This window comes from Phaeobacter sp. JH20_26, from assembly GCF_048056275.1.
Lineage (GTDB): Bacteria > Pseudomonadota > Alphaproteobacteria > Rhodobacterales > Rhodobacteraceae > Phaeobacter > Phaeobacter bryozoorum.
In genome coordinates this window covers 1,321,790-1,338,834 of the sequence record NZ_JAYMWL010000013.1, presented here as the reverse complement: position 1 = coordinate 1,338,834, position 17,045 = coordinate 1,321,790, and the positions used below count along the sequence as shown (strand labels likewise).

Annotated in this window: 17 protein-coding genes; 8 read left to right on the top strand and 9 right to left on the bottom strand. The window is 61.8% G+C overall.

What is annotated here, in order from left to right; all coding sequences use genetic code 11:
* The 4 genes from VWY60_RS12220 to VWY60_RS12205 form a co-directional block, all read right to left on the bottom strand.
* The gene (locus VWY60_RS12220) at positions 1 to 1,407 is read right to left on the bottom strand and encodes a type II and III secretion system protein family protein (protein WP_340544633.1); all 1,407 of its coding nucleotides are present in this window, start codon (positions 1,405 to 1,407) and stop codon (positions 1 to 3) included.
* A gap of 227 nt (positions 1,408 to 1,634) precedes the next feature.
* Positions 1,635 to 2,495, bottom strand: a complete 861-nt coding sequence (gene cpaB, locus VWY60_RS12215; protein WP_340544634.1) for a Flp pilus assembly protein CpaB — start codon at positions 2,493 to 2,495, stop codon at positions 1,635 to 1,637.
* A gap of 156 nt (positions 2,496 to 2,651) precedes the next feature.
* Positions 2,652 to 2,828, bottom strand: a complete 177-nt coding sequence (locus VWY60_RS12210; protein ID WP_340544635.1) for a hypothetical protein — start codon at positions 2,826 to 2,828, stop codon at positions 2,652 to 2,654.
* A 90-nt stretch (positions 2,829 to 2,918) separates the two neighbouring features.
* Positions 2,919 to 3,104, bottom strand: coding sequence for a hypothetical protein (locus tag VWY60_RS12205; protein WP_040181915.1), 186 nt, complete (start codon positions 3,102 to 3,104; stop codon positions 2,919 to 2,921).
* Positions 3,105 to 3,458: 354 nt separating this feature from the next.
* On the opposite strand from VWY60_RS12205, the gene VWY60_RS12200 reads away from it, so the two are divergent.
* A complete protein-coding gene (locus VWY60_RS12200) occupies positions 3,459 to 4,388 on the top strand; it encodes a lytic transglycosylase domain-containing protein (RefSeq protein WP_416540601.1) in 930 nt (309 codons plus the stop codon).
* A 145-nt stretch (positions 4,389 to 4,533) separates the two neighbouring features.
* On the top strand, positions 4,534 to 5,025 hold the full coding sequence (locus VWY60_RS12195; RefSeq protein WP_416540600.1) for a hypothetical protein: 492 nt from the start codon (positions 4,534 to 4,536) through the stop codon (positions 5,023 to 5,025).
* A gap of 71 nt (positions 5,026 to 5,096) precedes the next feature.
* Here VWY60_RS12195 and VWY60_RS12190 read toward each other — a convergent pair whose 3' ends face one another.
* The 5 genes from VWY60_RS12190 to tldD all read right to left on the bottom strand — a co-directional run bounded on the left by VWY60_RS12190 (position 5,097) and on the right by tldD (position 12,538).
* Positions 5,097 to 5,726: a 3-oxoacid CoA-transferase subunit B gene (locus VWY60_RS12190; RefSeq protein ID WP_416540599.1), complete on the bottom strand. Its 630-nt coding sequence runs from the start codon at positions 5,724 to 5,726 to the stop codon at positions 5,097 to 5,099.
* A 12-nt stretch (positions 5,727 to 5,738) separates the two neighbouring features.
* Positions 5,739 to 6,458 (bottom strand): CoA transferase subunit A, encoded by a 720-nt coding sequence (locus VWY60_RS12185; RefSeq protein WP_340544649.1) that lies wholly within the window; start codon positions 6,456 to 6,458, stop codon positions 5,739 to 5,741.
* Positions 6,459 to 6,792: 334 nt separating this feature from the next.
* A complete protein-coding gene (gene topA, locus VWY60_RS12180) occupies positions 6,793 to 9,480 on the bottom strand; it encodes a type I DNA topoisomerase (protein ID WP_416540598.1) in 2,688 nt (895 codons plus the stop codon).
* Positions 9,481 to 9,593: 113 nt separating this feature from the next.
* Complete coding sequence (gene dprA, locus VWY60_RS12175; protein ID WP_416540597.1) at positions 9,594 to 10,832, bottom strand: DNA-processing protein DprA; 1,239 nt, start codon at positions 10,830 to 10,832, stop codon at positions 9,594 to 9,596.
* 284 nt (positions 10,833 to 11,116) lie between these two features.
* Entirely contained in the window at positions 11,117 to 12,538 is a 1,422-nt protein-coding gene (gene tldD / locus VWY60_RS12170; RefSeq protein ID WP_340544652.1) for a metalloprotease TldD, read from the bottom strand.
* 199 nt (positions 12,539 to 12,737) lie between these two features.
* Between tldD and coxB the strand changes: the two genes are divergently transcribed.
* The 6 genes from coxB to VWY60_RS12140 all read left to right on the top strand — a co-directional run bounded on the left by coxB (position 12,738) and on the right by VWY60_RS12140 (position 17,044).
* The gene (gene coxB / locus VWY60_RS12165) at positions 12,738 to 13,577 is read left to right on the top strand and encodes a cytochrome c oxidase subunit II (protein ID WP_416534684.1); all 840 of its coding nucleotides are present in this window, start codon (positions 12,738 to 12,740) and stop codon (positions 13,575 to 13,577) included.
* 122 nt (positions 13,578 to 13,699) lie between these two features.
* A complete protein-coding gene (gene cyoE, locus VWY60_RS12160) occupies positions 13,700 to 14,641 on the top strand; it encodes a heme o synthase (RefSeq protein WP_340544654.1) in 942 nt (313 codons plus the stop codon).
* A 1-nt stretch (position 14,642) separates the two neighbouring features.
* Positions 14,643 to 14,822 carry a cytochrome C oxidase assembly protein gene (locus tag VWY60_RS12155; RefSeq protein ID WP_416534683.1) on the top strand — a complete coding sequence of 60 codons (180 nt, stop codon included), beginning with the start codon at positions 14,643 to 14,645 and terminating at the stop codon, positions 14,820 to 14,822.
* The gene (locus VWY60_RS12150; protein ID WP_340544656.1) at positions 14,822 to 15,409 is read left to right on the top strand and encodes a cytochrome c oxidase assembly protein; all 588 of its coding nucleotides are present in this window, start codon (positions 14,822 to 14,824) and stop codon (positions 15,407 to 15,409) included. Before VWY60_RS12155 ends, VWY60_RS12150 begins: the two co-directional genes overlap by 1 nt.
* A 24-nt stretch (positions 15,410 to 15,433) precedes the next feature.
* Positions 15,434 to 16,249, top strand: a complete 816-nt coding sequence (locus VWY60_RS12145) for a cytochrome c oxidase subunit 3 (RefSeq protein WP_416540596.1) — start codon at positions 15,434 to 15,436, stop codon at positions 16,247 to 16,249.
* Between the two features lie 120 nt (positions 16,250 to 16,369).
* Entirely contained in the window at positions 16,370 to 17,044 is a 675-nt protein-coding gene (locus VWY60_RS12140) for an SURF1 family protein (protein WP_416540595.1), read from the top strand.
* Position 17,045: the final 1 nt, after the last annotated feature.

Here is a 17,045-nt window from a genome sequence, read left to right as displayed (position 1 = left end):
TCAATCCATCACATAGCCGTAAGAGCCGTTGAAGTCCTGCTTGGCGACCTCGCTGGCGGGGCCTTTTTGTCCCTTGGCCACGCGGCCCATCAGGAACAGCTCGCTTTCGCTGGGTGGGCGGATCCGATCGGTGGGCAGGCTCAGCGCCTCGCCCCGTGTCGGCGTAACCAGATGGGCGCTGACAATGATCACCAGTTCAGTCTGCGCGCGCTGGTAGTTGGCGCTGCGGAACAGCGAGCCGAGGACCGGCACGTCGCCAATCCATGGCAGCTGCGAAGAGTTGTCGCGGAACTCATCACGGATCAGGCCGGCAATCGCAAAGCTCTCGCCGTCGCGCAGCTCCACTGTGGTGGAGGTTTCGCGCCGCGAGAAGGCGGCGATATTCAGCCCGTTCAGCTCAATCGAGTTGGTGGGATCAATAGCGGAGACGGCGGCCTTCATTTCAAGGTTGATGACATCGGCGTCCACCACCCGCGGAACGAAGTTCAGCTCGATCCCGAAGGGTTTGAATTCAATCGTAATAATGCCGTCTTCCTGTGCGACGGGAATGGGGTATTCCCCCCCGGCGAGGAACTTGGCTTCCTGCCCGGACAGGGCCGACAGGTTCGGCTCTGCCAGAGTGCGCACGACACCTTTCTGTTCCAGCGCCTCCAGCAGCAGGTTCACCTGAAAGGCCCCGGCGTTGAAGCCAAAGACAAAGGCACCGGTGTTGTCGTTGCCCGCAGGGATATTGCCGGACAGGCTGTTGGTCAGCGCGCCCTGGGTGTTGAGTGTGCTGGTGCCGCCATTGACGCCGACGCTGTTGCCGCCCTTCACGCCAAGCGAGGCGCTGAGCGACTTCGAGACGGTGCGCTGCATCTCGGCAAAACGGACCTTCAGCATGACCTGCTGGACACCGCCCACCGACATCAGGTTGCTGACCCGTTCCGGGGCGTAGCGTTCGGCCAGATCAAGCGCCCGCTGCAATCGCGACGAGCTGGAGACAACGCCGGACAGGACAATACCGTCATTGGCGGTACGGACCTCGATCCGCTCGCCGGGCAGGATCTGCCGCAGCCGCTCCTTGAATTCGCTGACATCCGCGGCAACGCGGACGTCGACATTGGTGATCAGACGACCGGAGGCATCGAGCAGGGTCAGCGTGGTTAGACCCGGCGCCTTGCCCAGCACGTAGATTGTGCGATCCGAAAGCGAGGAGATATCGGCGATGCTGGGATTGGCGATGCTGAGCTCGGAGAAGGGCACATCGCTTTCGACCACGACCGCCCGGTTCATCGGCACCTCAAGATTGGCCGCCGTGCCCTTTTTGACCACGCGCAGGCCATTGCCCCAGGCCGCATCCGCAACCGGGAAACACACCAGCGCGAGCCCGGTGAGGGCCGCCGCTACATACCGTCTAAAAGCCATGTGACCTGCCTTTCCGATCACGCCTCAATACAGGGTCTTATTGCCCATTGTTTGGGACACTCTGCGCGTATCGGCGAATTTTTGCAAGAATCAAAGGCTTCCGGGATGCAGCGACCGTGGCCGACCTGTGGGGTGACAGCAACAATCACATAAAAACGCCGCCCCGGAGGGGGCGACGTTCGATCTGTTATCTATCTGAAACCTTTGCAGGAAAGGCGCGGTGCTGATCAGTTGGTGCAGGGAATCGGGATCTCTACCACCTCGGCGCCGCGACGGGTGCGGATGGTGCAGACTTTTTCCTGCTCGGCCTGCTGCGGCGCTTCGATGGCGCTGAGCCCCAGCAGGCTGCGCTGATCAACCTCGATCACCGATGCAACCGTGTCGTCACCAGCCCCCACAAGGGAGAGCGAGAGCCGCCCGGTGGACTGGGCCTGGGCGAGGGCCGCAACCTGTTCAGGGCGGACAGCGGCTGTGACGGTGCGCGCAATCACGGCACCATCCAGATCGCCACCTGCAGTCTGATCCACGGCAATCAGTTCGATATTGGTCTGGATCAGACGGGTGAATTCACCATTGCGGCCACCGGCCTGATCATTGAGCGATCCGGTCCAGTAGACATCGACACGGTCACCGGGACGCAGGAAGCCGGACACGCCGGAGGAGACATCGACGCGGATGGCAAAGGCGCGCATCCCCTTGGACAGGCGCGAGGTGATGCCTGCGTCCTCACCGGGTTTGGTGACTTTGACGGCCAGAATCGCCTCGTCCTTTTCCATGCGGCGCAGCACCACGCGATGATCATCGGGGTATTGCGGCGGGAACAGCGCATCCATGGTCAGGAAGGCGCCTTCGGGAATCGCGTTTTCGGGCCAGCGAACGGAGCGGATATGTTCCTTGGTCAGTCGCTCGCCGTATTTCAGCTGGTCATTGGCGACAAAGATATCGACCAATGGGATGTTTTCCCCCCGCGAGGCGCGCTCACGGGCGAGTTCGTTCTGGTAAGCGCTGATATAGTTCTTGGCCATCATCACAGCCCCCCCGGCGAGGGCGACTCCGACAATGAGGACAAGTCCGAATACTGCACGCATGGTGGTACCTCTCATCAGTTGCGGCCGGCATTGCAGACGCAATACCGGCGCCTGGGTCGGTCAAACCGTTGCCTAAGGCGGACGTTCTGTCCTGTTGCGCGCCTGGCGCACCTTAAATCTCTGTCTGGCTGCCGAGTTGCCTCGGCCACTACCGGATCAGCTGAACGACCAGTTGGTCATATAGGCGGCCAGCAGATCGGCCAGCCCCAATGCGCCATCCTCCATGGAGGCGGCGATCAGAACGACCAATCCGACAATCGCAGCGGTCAGAACCACCCAGTCAACGGTGACTGCGCCGTCGTCTTTGGCAATGAAATGCTTGAACCTGTTCATAATGGACCTCGTAAGCCGAAGGTTCCTTGGGCAAAGGGCCGCGCCTTAGGCAAAAGGCGCGGCCCTCGAACTCGTCAGGTCATAAGCGACTTAGGAGTCGGACGGACCTTTGGTGCCCAGGTAGGAGCCGGTTGCCGAGGTCAGGTTCGACGCGCCGGTTTCGATCGAGGTGTAAACAACACCTGCCAGAGCGGCCACAGCGGCGGTCAGAACAACCCAGTCAACGGTCACGGCGCCAGAGTCGTCTTTACGGAAGTTTTTGATGAATTTGATCATGGTACGTCCCTCCAAAGGATCTAAAAGTGTGTTTCGACCTTGCCGTCCGTTGTGAGCCTGCTCTCTCCTGCTCGGCTCTGTTCGACTTGGTGTGAAGCTATATAGCCAGCGGAGCGTGGCAGGATTTGGGCTGAAACGCGGACTCATTTGCCCTACTTTAACTTTTTGCCGAGTATTCGGGTAAGGCATTGAATTTTAACGCTTATTAGTTTTACCTCTTGTCAATACCCGTGGCTTCGAGGCGGCAGATCTTGGTAAATATGGCAAATCTGCCAGAATCTGGGGCGCGAAACTGGATTTTTGCCGGGGCTTCGGCGAGTCTCATCTGCGAAAAAGGAGAGGCAGAGCAGCCCCATGAGTCTTCTTCAGTCCATTCGCCGCCGTCTGGTCCGTCTTATTGCGGCTCAGCGGCAGGGCATGAGTCAGTTGTCGGGCCTGCCAGTCGCGGGCAGCGCAGTCATCTGTGGCAATGTAGCGGCGCTGGTGATTCTGGCGGTGCTCTGGGCTGGCAGCGCGACGCCTGCCCGGTCGCAGGAGCCGGGCAAGGTGACCCCGGCGCCCTTTCCTGAGTTTGAGGCCAAACGCGTGCGCCCGCCGAAACCGGGAACCAAGCAGCGGATTACCATCCAGATTGATCCGCCTGCCGCACCGATTGCGGCGCCTGCCAGTGGCGGCGCGGTTCCGGCTGCTGCTGCGGACAACGGGCGCTACACCGGTTTCTGGCAGGACATCTCAGACAAGCTGGAGGACAGCGGGCCGGGGCGGCTGGCCAAGGCGCTGCGGGCGCTGGATGGCGACACCCCGGTTGCCGCCCCCCGGTTGCAGTTGATGCAGGACATTGCCAGCGCGCGGGGAGTGCAGATCCTGACGGCCAGTGTCGGCACGGATGTGTCGCCCGCGCTGGTCCTGGCGGTGATCGCGGTGGAATCGGCAGGCCGGTCCGACGCGGTCAGCCGCGTCGGCGCGCAGGGGCTGATGCAGCTGATGCCGGACACCGCCGCACGTTTCGGCGTTGGCGACGCGCTGGACAGCGCAGAGAATATCGCGGGCGGAGTGAAATACCTGAACTGGCTGATGGGCGAATTCAACCGCGATCCGATTCTGGTTCTGGCGGGATATAACGCGGGCGAGGGCGCTGTGCGCAGCCATGCCGGGGTGCCGCCCTATGCCGAGACGCGCGATTACGTGCCCAAGGTGCTGGCGGCCTTTCAGGTGGCGCGGGGGCTTTGCATGACGCCGCCGGAGCTGATCACCGACGGCTGTGTCTTTCGCCGGATGAACTAGCCGGATGCGATCCCGCCAAACTCTGCGCAGGTCAGGATCAACTTATCGAAAAATATTCGCGCTCTGCCGATGGGATCATTTTTCCGCCCGAATTGGCTGATTTATCGCGCCTGTATTCTACCTTGAGTTATTTCGGAGACAGGCATTGGATTTAGGGATTGATCCGACGGCTTTGGCCGCGGGCTCGCATGTGGTGACGGGTAATATCATGATGTTCGGCACCATCGCATTTGTCGGTTTTTTCGGGCGGCTGGTCTTTGTCGCCTTTGGTCCGGGGGTGGCGCAGGCCAATCCGCTCGGACATCTGTCCGGCTTTGGGCATATTCTGGTGGCAGTGGCGCTATTTGCCGGGGCGCTGCATCTGTCGGGCAAGACCGTCAAGGCGCAGGTCCTGTTCAAACGTTATCTGGTCGATCCGGTCATCGTCACCCTGCTGGGGCGGGACAGCTGCGATCCGCAGGGGGAGGCCTATTGTGTCATGGTGTTTGAAGATGGCCGCGAGATGAGCGTCAACTGGCATGACACGCGAGTTCATATGTATGAGCTGCTGAACCCTGTGGAGCTGCCGCTGTGGTCGTCGCTTCGGCCGCGCGAACGCCCGGAGGCGGGCACCACAGAAGCGCCAGCCGGCGTCTGAAAGCAGACGGCCCGCCAGCGGAACTGACGGGCCGTCTCATTCTATATGCTTTGGAACCAGCCTTGCGGCGATCAGTTGACGATGGTCGCCTCGGTGGCGGCGCGCAGCTCTTCCTCGCTGACGCCCTCGGCGGTCTCGACGATCTTCAGACCGCCCTCGACCACATCCAGCACGCCGAGATTGGTGATGATGCGGTCGACCACGCTCTTGCCGGTCAGCGGCAGGGTACATGCTTTCAGAACCTTGCTGTCGCCATGTTTGTTGGTGTGGTCCATCACCACCACCACACGGCCGACGCCTGCGACCAGATCCATCGCGCCGCCCATGCCCTTCACCAGCTTGCCGGGGATCATCCAGTTCGCCAGATCGCCGTTTTCGGCCACTTCCATCGCACCAAGGATCGCCATGGCGATTTTGCCGCCACGGATCATCGCAAAGCTCTGTGCCGAGTCGAAATAGGCGGTCTGCGGCAGTTCGGTGATGGTCTGCTTGCCGGCGTTGATCAGGTCGGCGTCCTCCTCGCCCTCAACCGGGAAGGGGCCCATGCCCAACATGCCGTTTTCCGATTGCAGCGTCACGTTGACGCCTTCGGGGATGTGGTTGCTGACCAGCGTCGGAATGCCGATGCCGAGGTTCACATACCAGCCGTCCTGCAGCTCCCGTGCCGCGCGGGCGGCCATTTGATTGCGGTCCCATGCCATGTCGCGGTCTCCTTACTTTGCTGCCGGGCGCGTGGTGCGCTGTTCGATGCGTTTCTCGTGATCGCCCTGAATGATGCGGTGCACATAGATGCCGGGCAGGTGGATCGAATCCGGGTCAAGGCTGCCGGTGGGGACAATTTCCTCAACCTCGGCCACGCAGATCTTACCGCAGGTGGCGGCGGGCGCGTTGAAGTTGCGCGCGGTCTTGCGGAACACCAGGTTGCCGGTCTCATCCGCCTTCCAGGCCTTGACGATGGCGAGGTCGGCAAAGATGCCTTCCTCCATGATGTAATCCTCCATCGCGCCATCGGGGCCGGTGGGGAACTGCTTTTCCAGCTTGCCCTCGGCAATCACGGTGCCGACGCCGGTCTTGGTGAAGAAACCGGGGATGCCCGCGCCGCCGGCGCGCATACGTTCGGCCAGCGTGCCTTGCGGGTTGAACTCCAGCTCCAGCTCGCCGCTGAGATACTGGCGCATGAATTCGGCGTTTTCCCCGACGTAGGAGGAGATCATCTTTTTCACCTGTCGGGTCTGCAACAGGATGCCAATGCCGAAATCATCGACGCCGGCGTTGTTGGAGGCAAAGGTCAGATCCTTGGTGCCCGCATCCTTGATCGCCTGCAACAGCAGTTCCGGAATACCGCAGAGCCCGAACCCGCCTGCGGCGATGAACATGCCATCGTGCAGAACACCGTCCAGCGCTTCGGCAGCGTTGGAATAAACCTTCTTCATATCCATCTCCCTTGATCATCAGCCAGGTTGGCAAAGTTCTGACCTCCGCCGCAGGCAGAGTCAACGATACGGAGAAAGACAGGTATTTCTACGGAGCGGCCCGCGCCACGGGCCGCCCGGCGCTGCCGACGCCTGCGGCTACATGCCCCCGGGCGCCGCGCCAGCGGCGCTATGCCCAACGGGTCGAGGTCCGTCGTCAGACGGGGCTGACCGGGCGGGAGCAGCTGCGATCGGGCCTCGGCACCAGACCGGGCCGACCGGGGGCGCTGATGGCCGCCGCAACAATGGTCGGGCGGCTGCCACAGGATCCCGATCCCGGCACCGGCGGAAAGGGTCAGCCTTCGTCGCTGCTGGCTTCGGCGGCTTTCTTCTTGGTGGTCTTCTTGGTCGTGGTTTTCTTCGCGGTGGTCTTCTTTGCCGCCGCTTTCTTGGCCGGAGCCTTTTTCTTGGCACCGGATTTGCCGGCCTTCTCGCTGATCAGCTGCAGCGCCATCTCGACCGTCACATCCTTGGGCTCGACATCCTTCGGGAGGGTCGCATTGACCTTCTCCCATTTGATATATGGCCCGTAGCGCCCGTCCATGATGCTGATGGCGCCGCCGCTTTCCGGGTGCTCGCCAAGCTCCTTCAGCGCCTTGGCTGCGGCGCGACGGCCGCGACCGGGGTTGGCGCGCTTTTCCGCCAGCATTTCAACCGCGCGGTTCATGCCGATCTCAAACACATCGAGTGTCTCCTTGAGATTGACATAGACCGGCTTGTCCTCATCCGGTTTCTGATGCGCGATATAGGGGCCAAAGCGGCCCAGATTGGCCTGAATCACGCCGCCTTCGGGATGTTGACCAACCTCGCGGGGCAGGGTCAGCAGGGTCACCGCCTGTTCCAGCCCGATTTCATTCGGGCCCCAGCCCGGCAGGAAGTCGCGCCCCTGTTTGGGCAGCGACGAACGCGGCGGCTTCTTGTTCTCGGGCGTCGCCTCGCCGCGCTGCACATAAGGCCCGAAGCGGCCGGATTTCAGGTGGATCTCATCACCGTCGTCTTCGCCCAGGATCCGCTCATAGCCTTCGGCACCCTCGCCGGAGATCGGGCGGGTGTAGTTGCATTCGGGATAATTGCCGCAGCCGACAAAGCCGCCGGTGCGCGAGGTCTTGAGGTGCAGCTGGCCAGCGCCGCATTTGGGGCAGATACGCGGATCGCCGCCATCCTCACGCGGGGGATAAAGCTGCGGCGCAAGTGCTGCGTCCAGCACATCCAGCACCTCGGTGATGCGCAGATCTGAGGTTTCGGCAATGGCTGCCGAGAAATCGCGCCAGAATTTGCCCAGAATATCCTTGTAATCGCGCTGGCCGGCGCTGACGTCATCCAGCTCGCCTTCCAGATTGGCGGTGAATTCATAGCCGACATAGGTGCGGAAGAAATTCAGCAGGAAGATGGTGACGATCCGGCCCTTGTCTTCGGGGAACAGGCGGTTCTTGTCCTTGCGGACATATTCGCGGTCCTGAATCGTGGTGATGACGGAGGCATAGGTGGAGGGGCGCCCGATCCCCAGCTCTTCCATGCGTTTGACCAATGTTGCCTCGGTGAAGCGCGGCGGTGGCTGGGTGTGGTGTTGCAGGCCCAGCACGGATTTGCTGTCGGAGAGGATGGCGGCACCGGTATCGGCCTTTTCCGCCTGTGGCCCCAGCGTGGGCGCGAACTTCAGCGCCTCGCCCTGCATGATCTGGGGCAGGCGCTTGTCGTCTTCGTCCACGACATCGTCGCGGCCCTCTTCATAGACCCGCAGGAACCCGTCAAACAGCATCACCTGACCGGTGGCACGCAGCACCACCTGCGCGTCCTTGGAGCCGATATCAACCGTGGTCCGCTCGAGACGTGCGCCTTCCATCTGGCAGGCGAGGGTCCGCTTCCAGATCAGGTCATAAAGCTTGCGCTGATCATCTTCGGAGACCTTCAGGCTCTTGGCATCGCGGCCCATCTCGGTGGGGCGGATACATTCATGCGCTTCCTGCGCGTTCTTGGCCTTGTTCTTGTAGATGCGTGGCGATGACGGCACATATTCGGCGCCGTAGCGTTTGGCGATTTCGGCGCGGGCCTCCTGCACGGCCTCGGGCGCCATGTCGATGCCGTCGGTTCGCATATATGTAATGTAGCCTGCCTCATAGAGGCGCTGTGCTGCATTCATGCACTGCTTGGCGCCCATGCCGAATTTGCGGCTGGCTTCCTGTTGCAGGGTCGAGGTCATGAAAGGCGCGGAGGGGTTGCGGGAGGCGGGTTTAGCCTCGACCGACTGCACCACCATGTCGCGGCTGGCAACTGCCTGAACGGCGAGTTCGGCGGCGGTGGAATTGGCCAGGCTGTATTTGTCCAGCTTGTCGCCGCCCAGAACCGTCAAACGGGCTTCGAATTCCTGGCCGCGCGGCGTTGCTAGGCTCGCCTTTACCGACCAGTATTCCTGCGGGTTGAAGGCTTCGATTTCCAGCTCGCGCTCAACGATCAGGCGCAGGCAGACCGACTGCACGCGCCCGGCAGAGCGGGCACCGGGCAGCTTGCGCCACAGCACCGGCGACAGGTTGAAGCCAACAAGATAGTCCAGCGCGCGCCGCGCCAGATAGGCCTCGACCAGCGGCATATCCACCTGACGGGGGTTCTTCATCGCCTCGGCGACCGCTTCCTTGGTGATCGCATTGAAGGTGACGCGGCTGACGGCGGTGTCCTTCTTGATCGAGCGGCGCTTGGTCAGCGCTTCCTGCAGGTGCCAGCTGATCGCCTCGCCTTCGCGATCGGGGTCGGTCGCGAGGATCAGGGCGTTGTCGTCTTTCAGCGCGTCGGCGATGGCCTTGATGTGTTTGCGGCTGTCGGCGCCAACCTCCCAGGTCATCGCAAAATCATCGTCCGGTTCGACCGATCCATTCTTTGCAGGCAGGTCGCGCACATGTCCGTATGAGGCCAGAACCGTGTAGTCTGAGCCAAGATACTTGTTGATTGTCTTGGCTTTAGCTGGGGATTCTACAACAACAACGGGCATAAATTCGAAAACCTCTATGGGACGGGCTGCGGGCGCTCTATGGCGGGGCAACATGTGGGGTGCAAGGGGAGATTGTCAATCCGGCATCGAATGACCGGGGGCTGATGCGTCAATCAGCGCTGGGGCTTGGGCGTGGCCGTGCTGTCTGACGTCGCATCGAAATCACTGCGAACCAGCATTCCGCCCGCCGCGCGGGCCACGGCGCCGGACAGCTCCAGATCGGTGAGCGCCGGTGCCAAATCACGCGAGGGGATCGCCAGATCGCGGACCAGTTGATCCTCCGCCGTCGGGGCGGGGCCGAGCCGGTCGAGGATCTGTTGGTGCAGCGCTGCGGTGTCGCGCAGATTGCGCCGCTCCTTCGGTGGTGGCGGCAGTTCGGTGAGGCGGGCGCTGGCGGCAGCCTCCGGCGGTGGCACCGGGCGATCCGACAGTTCCGCCACCACACGGTGCGACAGATCCATTGGCGGCAGCGCCTCGATCACGTCCTGCGCGTTGCGCACCAGCTGGGCGCCGTCGCGGATCAGCATGTTGCAGCCAGCCGCGCGGGCATCAAACGGATGGCCGGGCACGGCCAGCACATCACGGCCCAGATCCAGCGCATCGCGCGCGGTGATCAAAGAGCCGGATTTGGCGGCCCCCTCGACAACCACCACGGCCTGTGCCGCCCCCGCGATAATGCGGTTGCGGGCCGGAAAATGCCGGGCTTTCGGTGACATGCCCGGCGGGTGTTCGGAGATCATCAGCCCCTGTTCGGCAATATCCCCGGCGAGGCGGGTGTTTTCGGTCGGGTAGATGACATCAACACCGCCTGCCATCACAGCGCAGGTGCCGGTGCGCAGGGCCGCCATATGTGCGGCGGTGTCGATCCCGCGGGCCAGCCCGGAGATGATGCAATAGCCCGCTTCGCCCAGGTCCCGTGCCAGCGCGCGGGCCATGCGCACCCCAAGGGAGGAGGCGTTGCGGGCGCCGACGATGGCGATGGTGGGCTGGTGCAGCAGGGCCGGATCGCCAACAGCCCAGAGCAGGGGCGGGGCGTCGCGCAGCGCGGCCAGATGTGAGGGATAATCGGCCTCACCAAAGCACAAAAGCCGCGCATTGGCGGCTTCTGCGGCCTTGATTTCGGCGAGTGCCGCATCGACAGAGCATGTTTCATACCCTTTAATGCCAGCGGCGCGTGCCATTTCAGGCAACGCGGATAGCGCGTTCTGCGCTGACCCATATTTCGCGAGGAGACGGTGAAACGTCACCGCGCCAACACGTCTTGAGCGCAACAGGCGGAGCCAGGAAATCCGAATATCTTCCGTGGTGGGTGGGAGTGGGGGGTGAGTGGAAGAATGTGCTTCTTCGGTCATCCTGCGCTCCGCCTTGTTGCAAGACTATGATTAGCTCTTGAGTGGTTAACAGGTGATGAACATAGAGAATTAAAGGCAATATTTTTAAAAAACTCAATTCTAACACGTTCTACTGCAAGTAAAATTTCGCAACCTTTGGGCGTTTGACCGTGCTGCGGGGGGCCTTGCAGGGCCGCTGTGAGGCTGCTGCAAATCGTAAAATCAACGAAAAATGCCGCCGAGTCGGCTGGTTAGCGACACGGCGGCGATTCTGATCTTAGGTCTGATGCGTATGGGGGATGAGGTCAGGTGGCGGAACCGCCAACGGTCAGCCCACCCATCAGGACCGTGGGTTGCCCCACGCCGACCGGCACCCATTGCCCCTGCTTGCCGCAATTGCCCATGCCGGGGTCCAGCGCCATGTCATTGCCAAGCGCGCGGATCTTGTTCAGGGCCGTGGCGCCATCGCCGATCAGGGTTGCCCCCTTCACCGGTGCGCCGACCTTGCCGTCCTTCACCCGGTAGGCCTCGGTGCAGGAGAAGACGAATTTGCCATTGGTGATGTCCACCTGACCGCCGCCAAAGCCGACTGCCCAGATGCCATCCTTGATGGAGGCCACCAGATCGTCCGGGTTGGCATCGCCGCCCAGCATATAGGTGTTGGTCATCCGTGGCATCGGCGCATGGGCATAGCTCTGACGGCGCCCGTTGCCGGTGCTCTCCACCCCCATCAGCCGGGCGTTCTGTCGGTCCTGCATAAAGCCGACCAGCTTGCCGTCCTCGATCAGGGTGGTTTTCTGGCTGGGGGTGCCTTCGTCATCAATGGTGATGGAGCCGCGTCGGTCCGGGATGGTGCCGTCATCCAGCACGGTCACGCCCTTGGCCGCGATCTGCTGGCCCATCAGACCTGCGAAGGCCGAAGAGCCCTTGCGGTTGAAATCGCCTTCCAGCCCATGGCCGATGGCCTCATGCAGGAGAATACCGGGCCAGCCGGGGCCAAGCACCACATCCATTTCCCCGGCCGGGGCCGGCACCGCCTCAAGGTTCACGCAGGCAATACGCAGCGCCTCGCGGACCTTGGCCTGCCAGTCTGCGGGCGCGACCAGACCATCCAGCCCGACGCGGCCACCGCCACCGGCAGAGCCGCTTTCGCGTCGACCGTCCTGTTCCACGATCACCGAGACATTGAGCCGGGTCATTGGGCGCACGTCCCGCACCCGGGTGCCATCGGCGCGCAGGATCTCCACCTCCTGAAGCGAAGCCGCCAGCGCGGCAGAGACCTGCACCACGCGCGAGTCCTGATCGCGGGCAAAGGCGTCGATCTCGCGCAGCGTCTCTACCTTTACGGCAAAGGGCATGGCGCCAATCGGATCATCCTCAGTATAAAGTCTGGTGTTGGTGCGCACCGGCGGCGGGGCCATGGTGCCGCCGCCATCGCCCACGGCGAGCCGCGCGGTCTCGGCCGCGCGCTTCAGACCGGAGATCGAGACATCGGTGGAATGGGCATAACCGGCCACCTCGCCATTGACGGCGCGCAGTCCGAACCCCTCGGCAGCGTCATAGCTGGCGTTGCGCAGCCGCCCATCGTCGAACACCAGCGCCTCCGACTTGCGCCGTTCGACGAAAATCTCGCCATCATCGGCCCCCGCGAGCGCCTGACGCAGCACGCCCAGGGCCTCGTCCTCGGGCAGGGTGGTTTCAAACGGGCGGAAGGCTGCGGTATCCATGGTTTGACCTCGGTTTTTTTGATCTAAATCAAGAAAGCGACGCTTTGACGCGAGCATTCCTCTTTAACTGCACGATGGAATATGATTTTTAGCAGCGTCAAAGACAACGGGTCCGGCGCGTTTTGTGGAATCAAACTTCCGACATAGGACGTCGGCGCAGGAATAACTCGATCAACCGATCAACTGATCAGGACATGACATGAAGAACGCTTTGATGCTTTCAGGCCTTTTTTCGGGCCTCTCGAGCCTTCCAGCTATCGCGCAAGACGGTCTGGAAACCATTGGCAAGCCGGTTGACGGCGGCCTCGGCTTCCAGCCCGCGGCGACCGAGCTTGCCGAAGGCATCCATTCTCTGGATTACATGATTCTGGTGATCATCACCGCTGTTTGTGTGTTCGTTGGCGGGCTGCTGCTCTATGCGATCTTGCGCTTTAACCGTCGCGCCAACCCGAATGCGGCGCAGTTCACCCATAACACCCCGATTGAAATCGCCTGGACCGTTGTGCCGATCCTGATCCTGGTCTTCATCGGGTCCTTCTCGCTGCCGGAACTGTTCCGCCAGCAGGAAATCCCCGAGGGTGACATCACCATCAAGGTGACCGGCTACCAGTGGTACTGGGGCTATGAATATGTCGATCACGAGTTCGGCTTTGAAAGCTTCATGCTCGCCAAGGAAGATCTGGCAGCCAACGGCTATGCCGAAGACGAGTATCTGCTGGCCACCGACACCGCCGTTGTTGTTCCCGTTGGCAAGACCGTCGTGATGCAGGTGACCGGCGCGGACGTGATCCACTCCTGGACCATCCCGGCCTTTGGTGTGAAGCAGGATGCGGTTCCGGGTCGTCTGGCCGAACTGTGGTTCAAGGCTGACAAGGAAGGCATCTACTTTGGTCAGTGCTCCGAACTCTGCGGCAAGGACCACGCCTATATGCCGATCACCGTGAAAGTGGTGAGCCAGGAGGCTTATGACGCCTGGCTGGAAGGCGCGATCGAAGAATACGCCGGTCTGCCCCAGTCCTATCAGGTCGCCTCCAACTGAGCGACACGACAGGCGCTTGCCTTCGGGCGGGCGCCGCCTAGCTATCACGTGAAATCGGATCGGGCCGCGCCACGTCGCGCGCCCGCTTTGGCAAAGATTGTTCACGATCAAAAGAGAGCACCATGACTGACGCAAGCATCAACGCCAGCACCGTCCAGCAGGGGGACGCGGAGTTCGGGGATTATTTTGCCCTGCTCAAACCGCGTGTCATGTCTCTGGTGGTGTTCACGGCGCTGGTGGGTCTGCTGGCCGCGCCGGTCGGGGTGCACCCTGTTATCGGTTTCAGCGCCATCCTGTTCATCGCCATCGGTGGCGGTGCCTCCGGCGCGCTGAACATGTGGTGGGACGCCGATATCGACCAGGTGATGAAGCGCACCAAGAGCCGCCCGATCCCTGCGGGCAAGGTGGAACCGGGCGAGGCACTGGCGTTGGGGCTGGCGCTGTCGGGCCTGTCGGTGATCATGCTGGCGCTGGCGACCAATGTGTTTGCCGGGGCGTTCCTCGCATTCACCATCTTCTTCTATGTGGTGATCTACACCATGTGGCTGAAACGGGCGACGCCGCAGAATATCGTCATCGGCGGTGCCGCGGGGGCCTTCCCGCCGGTGATCGGCTGGATTGCGGCGACCGGCAGCATGGCCGTTGAACCCTGGCTGATGTTTGCTCTGACCTTCATGTGGACACCGCCGCATTTCTGGGCGCTGGCGCTGTTCATGCGCTCGGATTATGACGATGCGGGCGTGCCGATGCTGACCGTGACCCATGGCCGCCGGTCGACCCGCAAACATATTCTGATCTACACCGCCCTGCTGGCCCTGCTGGCTGTTGGCACCGCCTTCTCCGGCGTTGGTGGCCCGATCTATCTGGTGGTGGCGCTGGTGCTGAACGCACTGTTCCTGCATGGCGCCTGGAAAATCTCGCGCCGCGATGAAGACGACAGCGAGGCCGACAACTTCAAGGTGGAGCGCAGTTTCTTCAAGCTGTCGCTGCTCTACCTGTTCCTGCATTTTGGCGCGATCCTGGCCGAGGCGGTTCTGAAACCCTACGGATTGGGAGGCTGGTAATATGAGCCTGCGCAAAGAACATGAGCTGCACCAGAGACGTAAGGGACGCAATGTCGGTGTCGGCGTTCTGCTGGGGTCTTTTGTGGTGCTGGTGCTGGCGCTGACCATCGTCAAGGTCACATCGGCGGGGTTCAAATTCCCGAACACCTCCGCCGCAGAGCAGAGTGAGGGGCAGGGCTGATGGCATTGCAGGGACCACAGAAAACCGTCGTACAGCTGGTTGGTGTTGTTGTCCTGATGGGCGGCCTCGCCTGGGCATCGGTGCCGTTCTATGACTGGTTTTGCCGGGTGACCGGCTTTGGCGGTGTGACGGGCGTTGCCGAGAAGGGGTCGGATACCGTTCTGGATCAGACCATCACCGTACGCTTTGACGCCTCCAAGGAACGCAACATGCCGTGGGAATTCACCCCGGTTGAGCGTGAGATGAAGATCAAGATCGGCGAGACAGGGCTGGCTTTCTACGAGGCCTACAACCCCACCGACCGCCCGGTCGCGGGTCAGGCATCCTATAATGTGACGCCTTATTCGGCTGGTGCCTTCTTTGAGAAAATTGCCTGCTTCTGCTTTGAGGAGCAGGTGTTGCAACCGGGGGAGCGGGTCGAAATGCCCGTGACCTTCTTTGTCGATCCCGAAATTGTCGAGGATCGTGACGGAAAATACGTGCATACGATCACGCTGTCGTACACATTCTATGAAATCGATCTGCCAGAAGGGTATGCCGCCCTTGAAACCGGTGATACAGCCGGGGCAGGCACAAACACGAACTAGGCCGCTTTGGTGAGGGACACTTAAATGGCGCACGCTAAAAATCACGACTATCATATTCTTCCGCCGTCGATCTGGCCTCTGCTCAGCTCGCTTGGCACGTTCATCATGCTGTTTGGTGCGGTTCTGTGGATGCACGGGGTCACTGCCTATGCGTTCTGGGGCGGCTTTGTCATGGTAATCTACAGCGCCTATGCCTGGTGGGCAGAGGTTGTCGCCGAGGCACGCCAGGGGGATCACACCCCGGTGGTGCGGATCGGCCTGCGCTATGGTTTCATCCTCTTTGTGATGTCCGAGGTGATGTTCTTCTTCGCCTGGTTCTGGTCGTTCTTCAAACACGCGATCTACCCGATGGAGACCTATGTCGGCACCGCCTATGCAGCGCCTGAGATTTACCCGGTCGATGCGTTCCACCTGCCGCTGATCAACACGCTGGTGCTGCTGCTGTCGGGCTGTGCGGTGACCTGGGCGCATCACGCGCTGGTTCACAACAATGACCGCAAGGCGCTGATCCAGGGCCTGTCCATCGGCATCCTTCTTGGCATCTTCTTCACCTTCCTGCAGGGCTATGAATACGCCCATCTGCTGCACGAAGGCTGGGAATTCGGCGGCGATGAGTTCTACTCGAACTTCTTCATGGCGACCGGTTTCCATGGGTTCCACGTGATCATCGGCACCATCTTCCTGACCGTCTGCCTCATCCGCGCGATGAAGGGGGATTTCACCCCCGAGCAGCACGTGGGTTTTGAAGCCGCCGCCTGGTACTGGCACTTCGTTGACGTGGTCTGGCTGTTCCTCTTCGTGGCGGTCTACGTCTGGGGCACCGCCGGTCTCGCCCACTAAGGGCATCGCCCGAATTGTAACGGGTACAGGTTTAAGGTTTCGAATCCCGACCTGACCCCGTAAGACATGCAGCGCGCGGAGCCATGCTCCGCGCGCTTTCTCATTCGCAAGGACGGCGCGATGCGACGGTTGATCTTTCTCTCCCTTGTTGGCGGTCTGGGCCTCATGGCGCTGCTGTCGCTGGGGATCTGGCAGATCCAGAGACTGGAGTGGAAAGAAGACCTGCTTGAGACCATCGAGGCGCGCATCGCCGCTGCGCCGACGGCGCTGCCGCTGACCCCGACCGAGGAAGACGACCGTTACCGTGCCGTAACCGTCAGCGGTCGGATCGAGCCGGGCGAACTTCATGTCTTCTGGGTGACCAAGGCGGCAGAGACCGGCTATCGCATCATCGCCCCTCTGGTGACGGAGGAGGGCCGCCGCCTGCTTCTGGACCGCGGGTTCATTGCCTCCGCCGCCAAGGAGCGCGCGCGCGCGTTTGGTCCGGTCACGGTTACCGGCAACCTGCTGTGGCCGGATGAAGGCGACTGGACCACACCGGCCCCCGAAGTTGACACCAATATCCTCTATGCCCGCGATCTGGCCTATATGGCAGAGCGGCTCGACACTGAACCGGTGCTGATTGTGGCCCGCAGCGTCGCCCCAGATGCAGCGGTGACACCACAGCCGGTGACCACGGCGGGCATTCAGAACAATCACTTGCAATACGCGATCACCTGGTTTTCGCTGGCCCTTATCTGGGCCGCGATGACCACTTATTTCCTGTGGCGCTCGCGCCCCAAATCCGAAGGCTGAA

Bases quoted from the DNA above. Each gene is read 5' to 3' on its own strand.
- VWY60_RS12220 (WP_340544633.1), bottom strand. From the start codon at position 1,407: ATGGCTTTTAGACGGTATGTAGCGGCGGCCCTCACCGGGCTCGCGCTG.
- cpaB (WP_340544634.1), bottom strand. From the start codon at position 2,495: ATGCGTGCAGTATTCGGACTTGTCCTCATTGTCGGAGTCGCCCTCGCC.
- VWY60_RS12210 (WP_340544635.1), bottom strand. From the start codon at position 2,828: ATGAACAGGTTCAAGCATTTCATTGCCAAAGACGACGGCGCAGTCACC.
- VWY60_RS12205 (WP_040181915.1), bottom strand. From the start codon at position 3,104: ATGATCAAATTCATCAAAAACTTCCGTAAAGACGACTCTGGCGCCGTG.
- VWY60_RS12200 (WP_416540601.1), top strand. From the start codon at position 3,459: ATGAGTCTTCTTCAGTCCATTCGCCGCCGTCTGGTCCGTCTTATTGCG.
- VWY60_RS12190 (WP_416540599.1), bottom strand. From the start codon at position 5,726: ATGGCATGGGACCGCAATCAAATGGCCGCCCGCGCGGCACGGGAGCTG.
- VWY60_RS12185 (WP_340544649.1), bottom strand. From the start codon at position 6,458: ATGAAGAAGGTTTATTCCAACGCTGCCGAAGCGCTGGACGGTGTTCTG.
- topA (WP_416540598.1), bottom strand. From the start codon at position 9,480: ATGCCCGTTGTTGTTGTAGAATCCCCAGCTAAAGCCAAGACAATCAAC.
- dprA (WP_416540597.1), bottom strand. From the start codon at position 10,832: ATGACCGAAGAAGCACATTCTTCCACTCACCCCCCACTCCCACCCACC.
- tldD (WP_340544652.1), bottom strand. From the start codon at position 12,538: ATGGATACCGCAGCCTTCCGCCCGTTTGAAACCACCCTGCCCGAGGAC.
- coxB (WP_416534684.1), top strand. From the start codon at position 12,738: ATGAAGAACGCTTTGATGCTTTCAGGCCTTTTTTCGGGCCTCTCGAGC.
- cyoE (WP_340544654.1), top strand. From the start codon at position 13,700: ATGACTGACGCAAGCATCAACGCCAGCACCGTCCAGCAGGGGGACGCG.
- VWY60_RS12155 (WP_416534683.1), top strand. From the start codon at position 14,643: ATGAGCCTGCGCAAAGAACATGAGCTGCACCAGAGACGTAAGGGACGC.
- VWY60_RS12150 (WP_340544656.1), top strand. From the start codon at position 14,822: ATGGCATTGCAGGGACCACAGAAAACCGTCGTACAGCTGGTTGGTGTT.
- VWY60_RS12145 (WP_416540596.1), top strand. From the start codon at position 15,434: ATGGCGCACGCTAAAAATCACGACTATCATATTCTTCCGCCGTCGATC.
- VWY60_RS12140 (WP_416540595.1), top strand. From the start codon at position 16,370: ATGCGACGGTTGATCTTTCTCTCCCTTGTTGGCGGTCTGGGCCTCATG.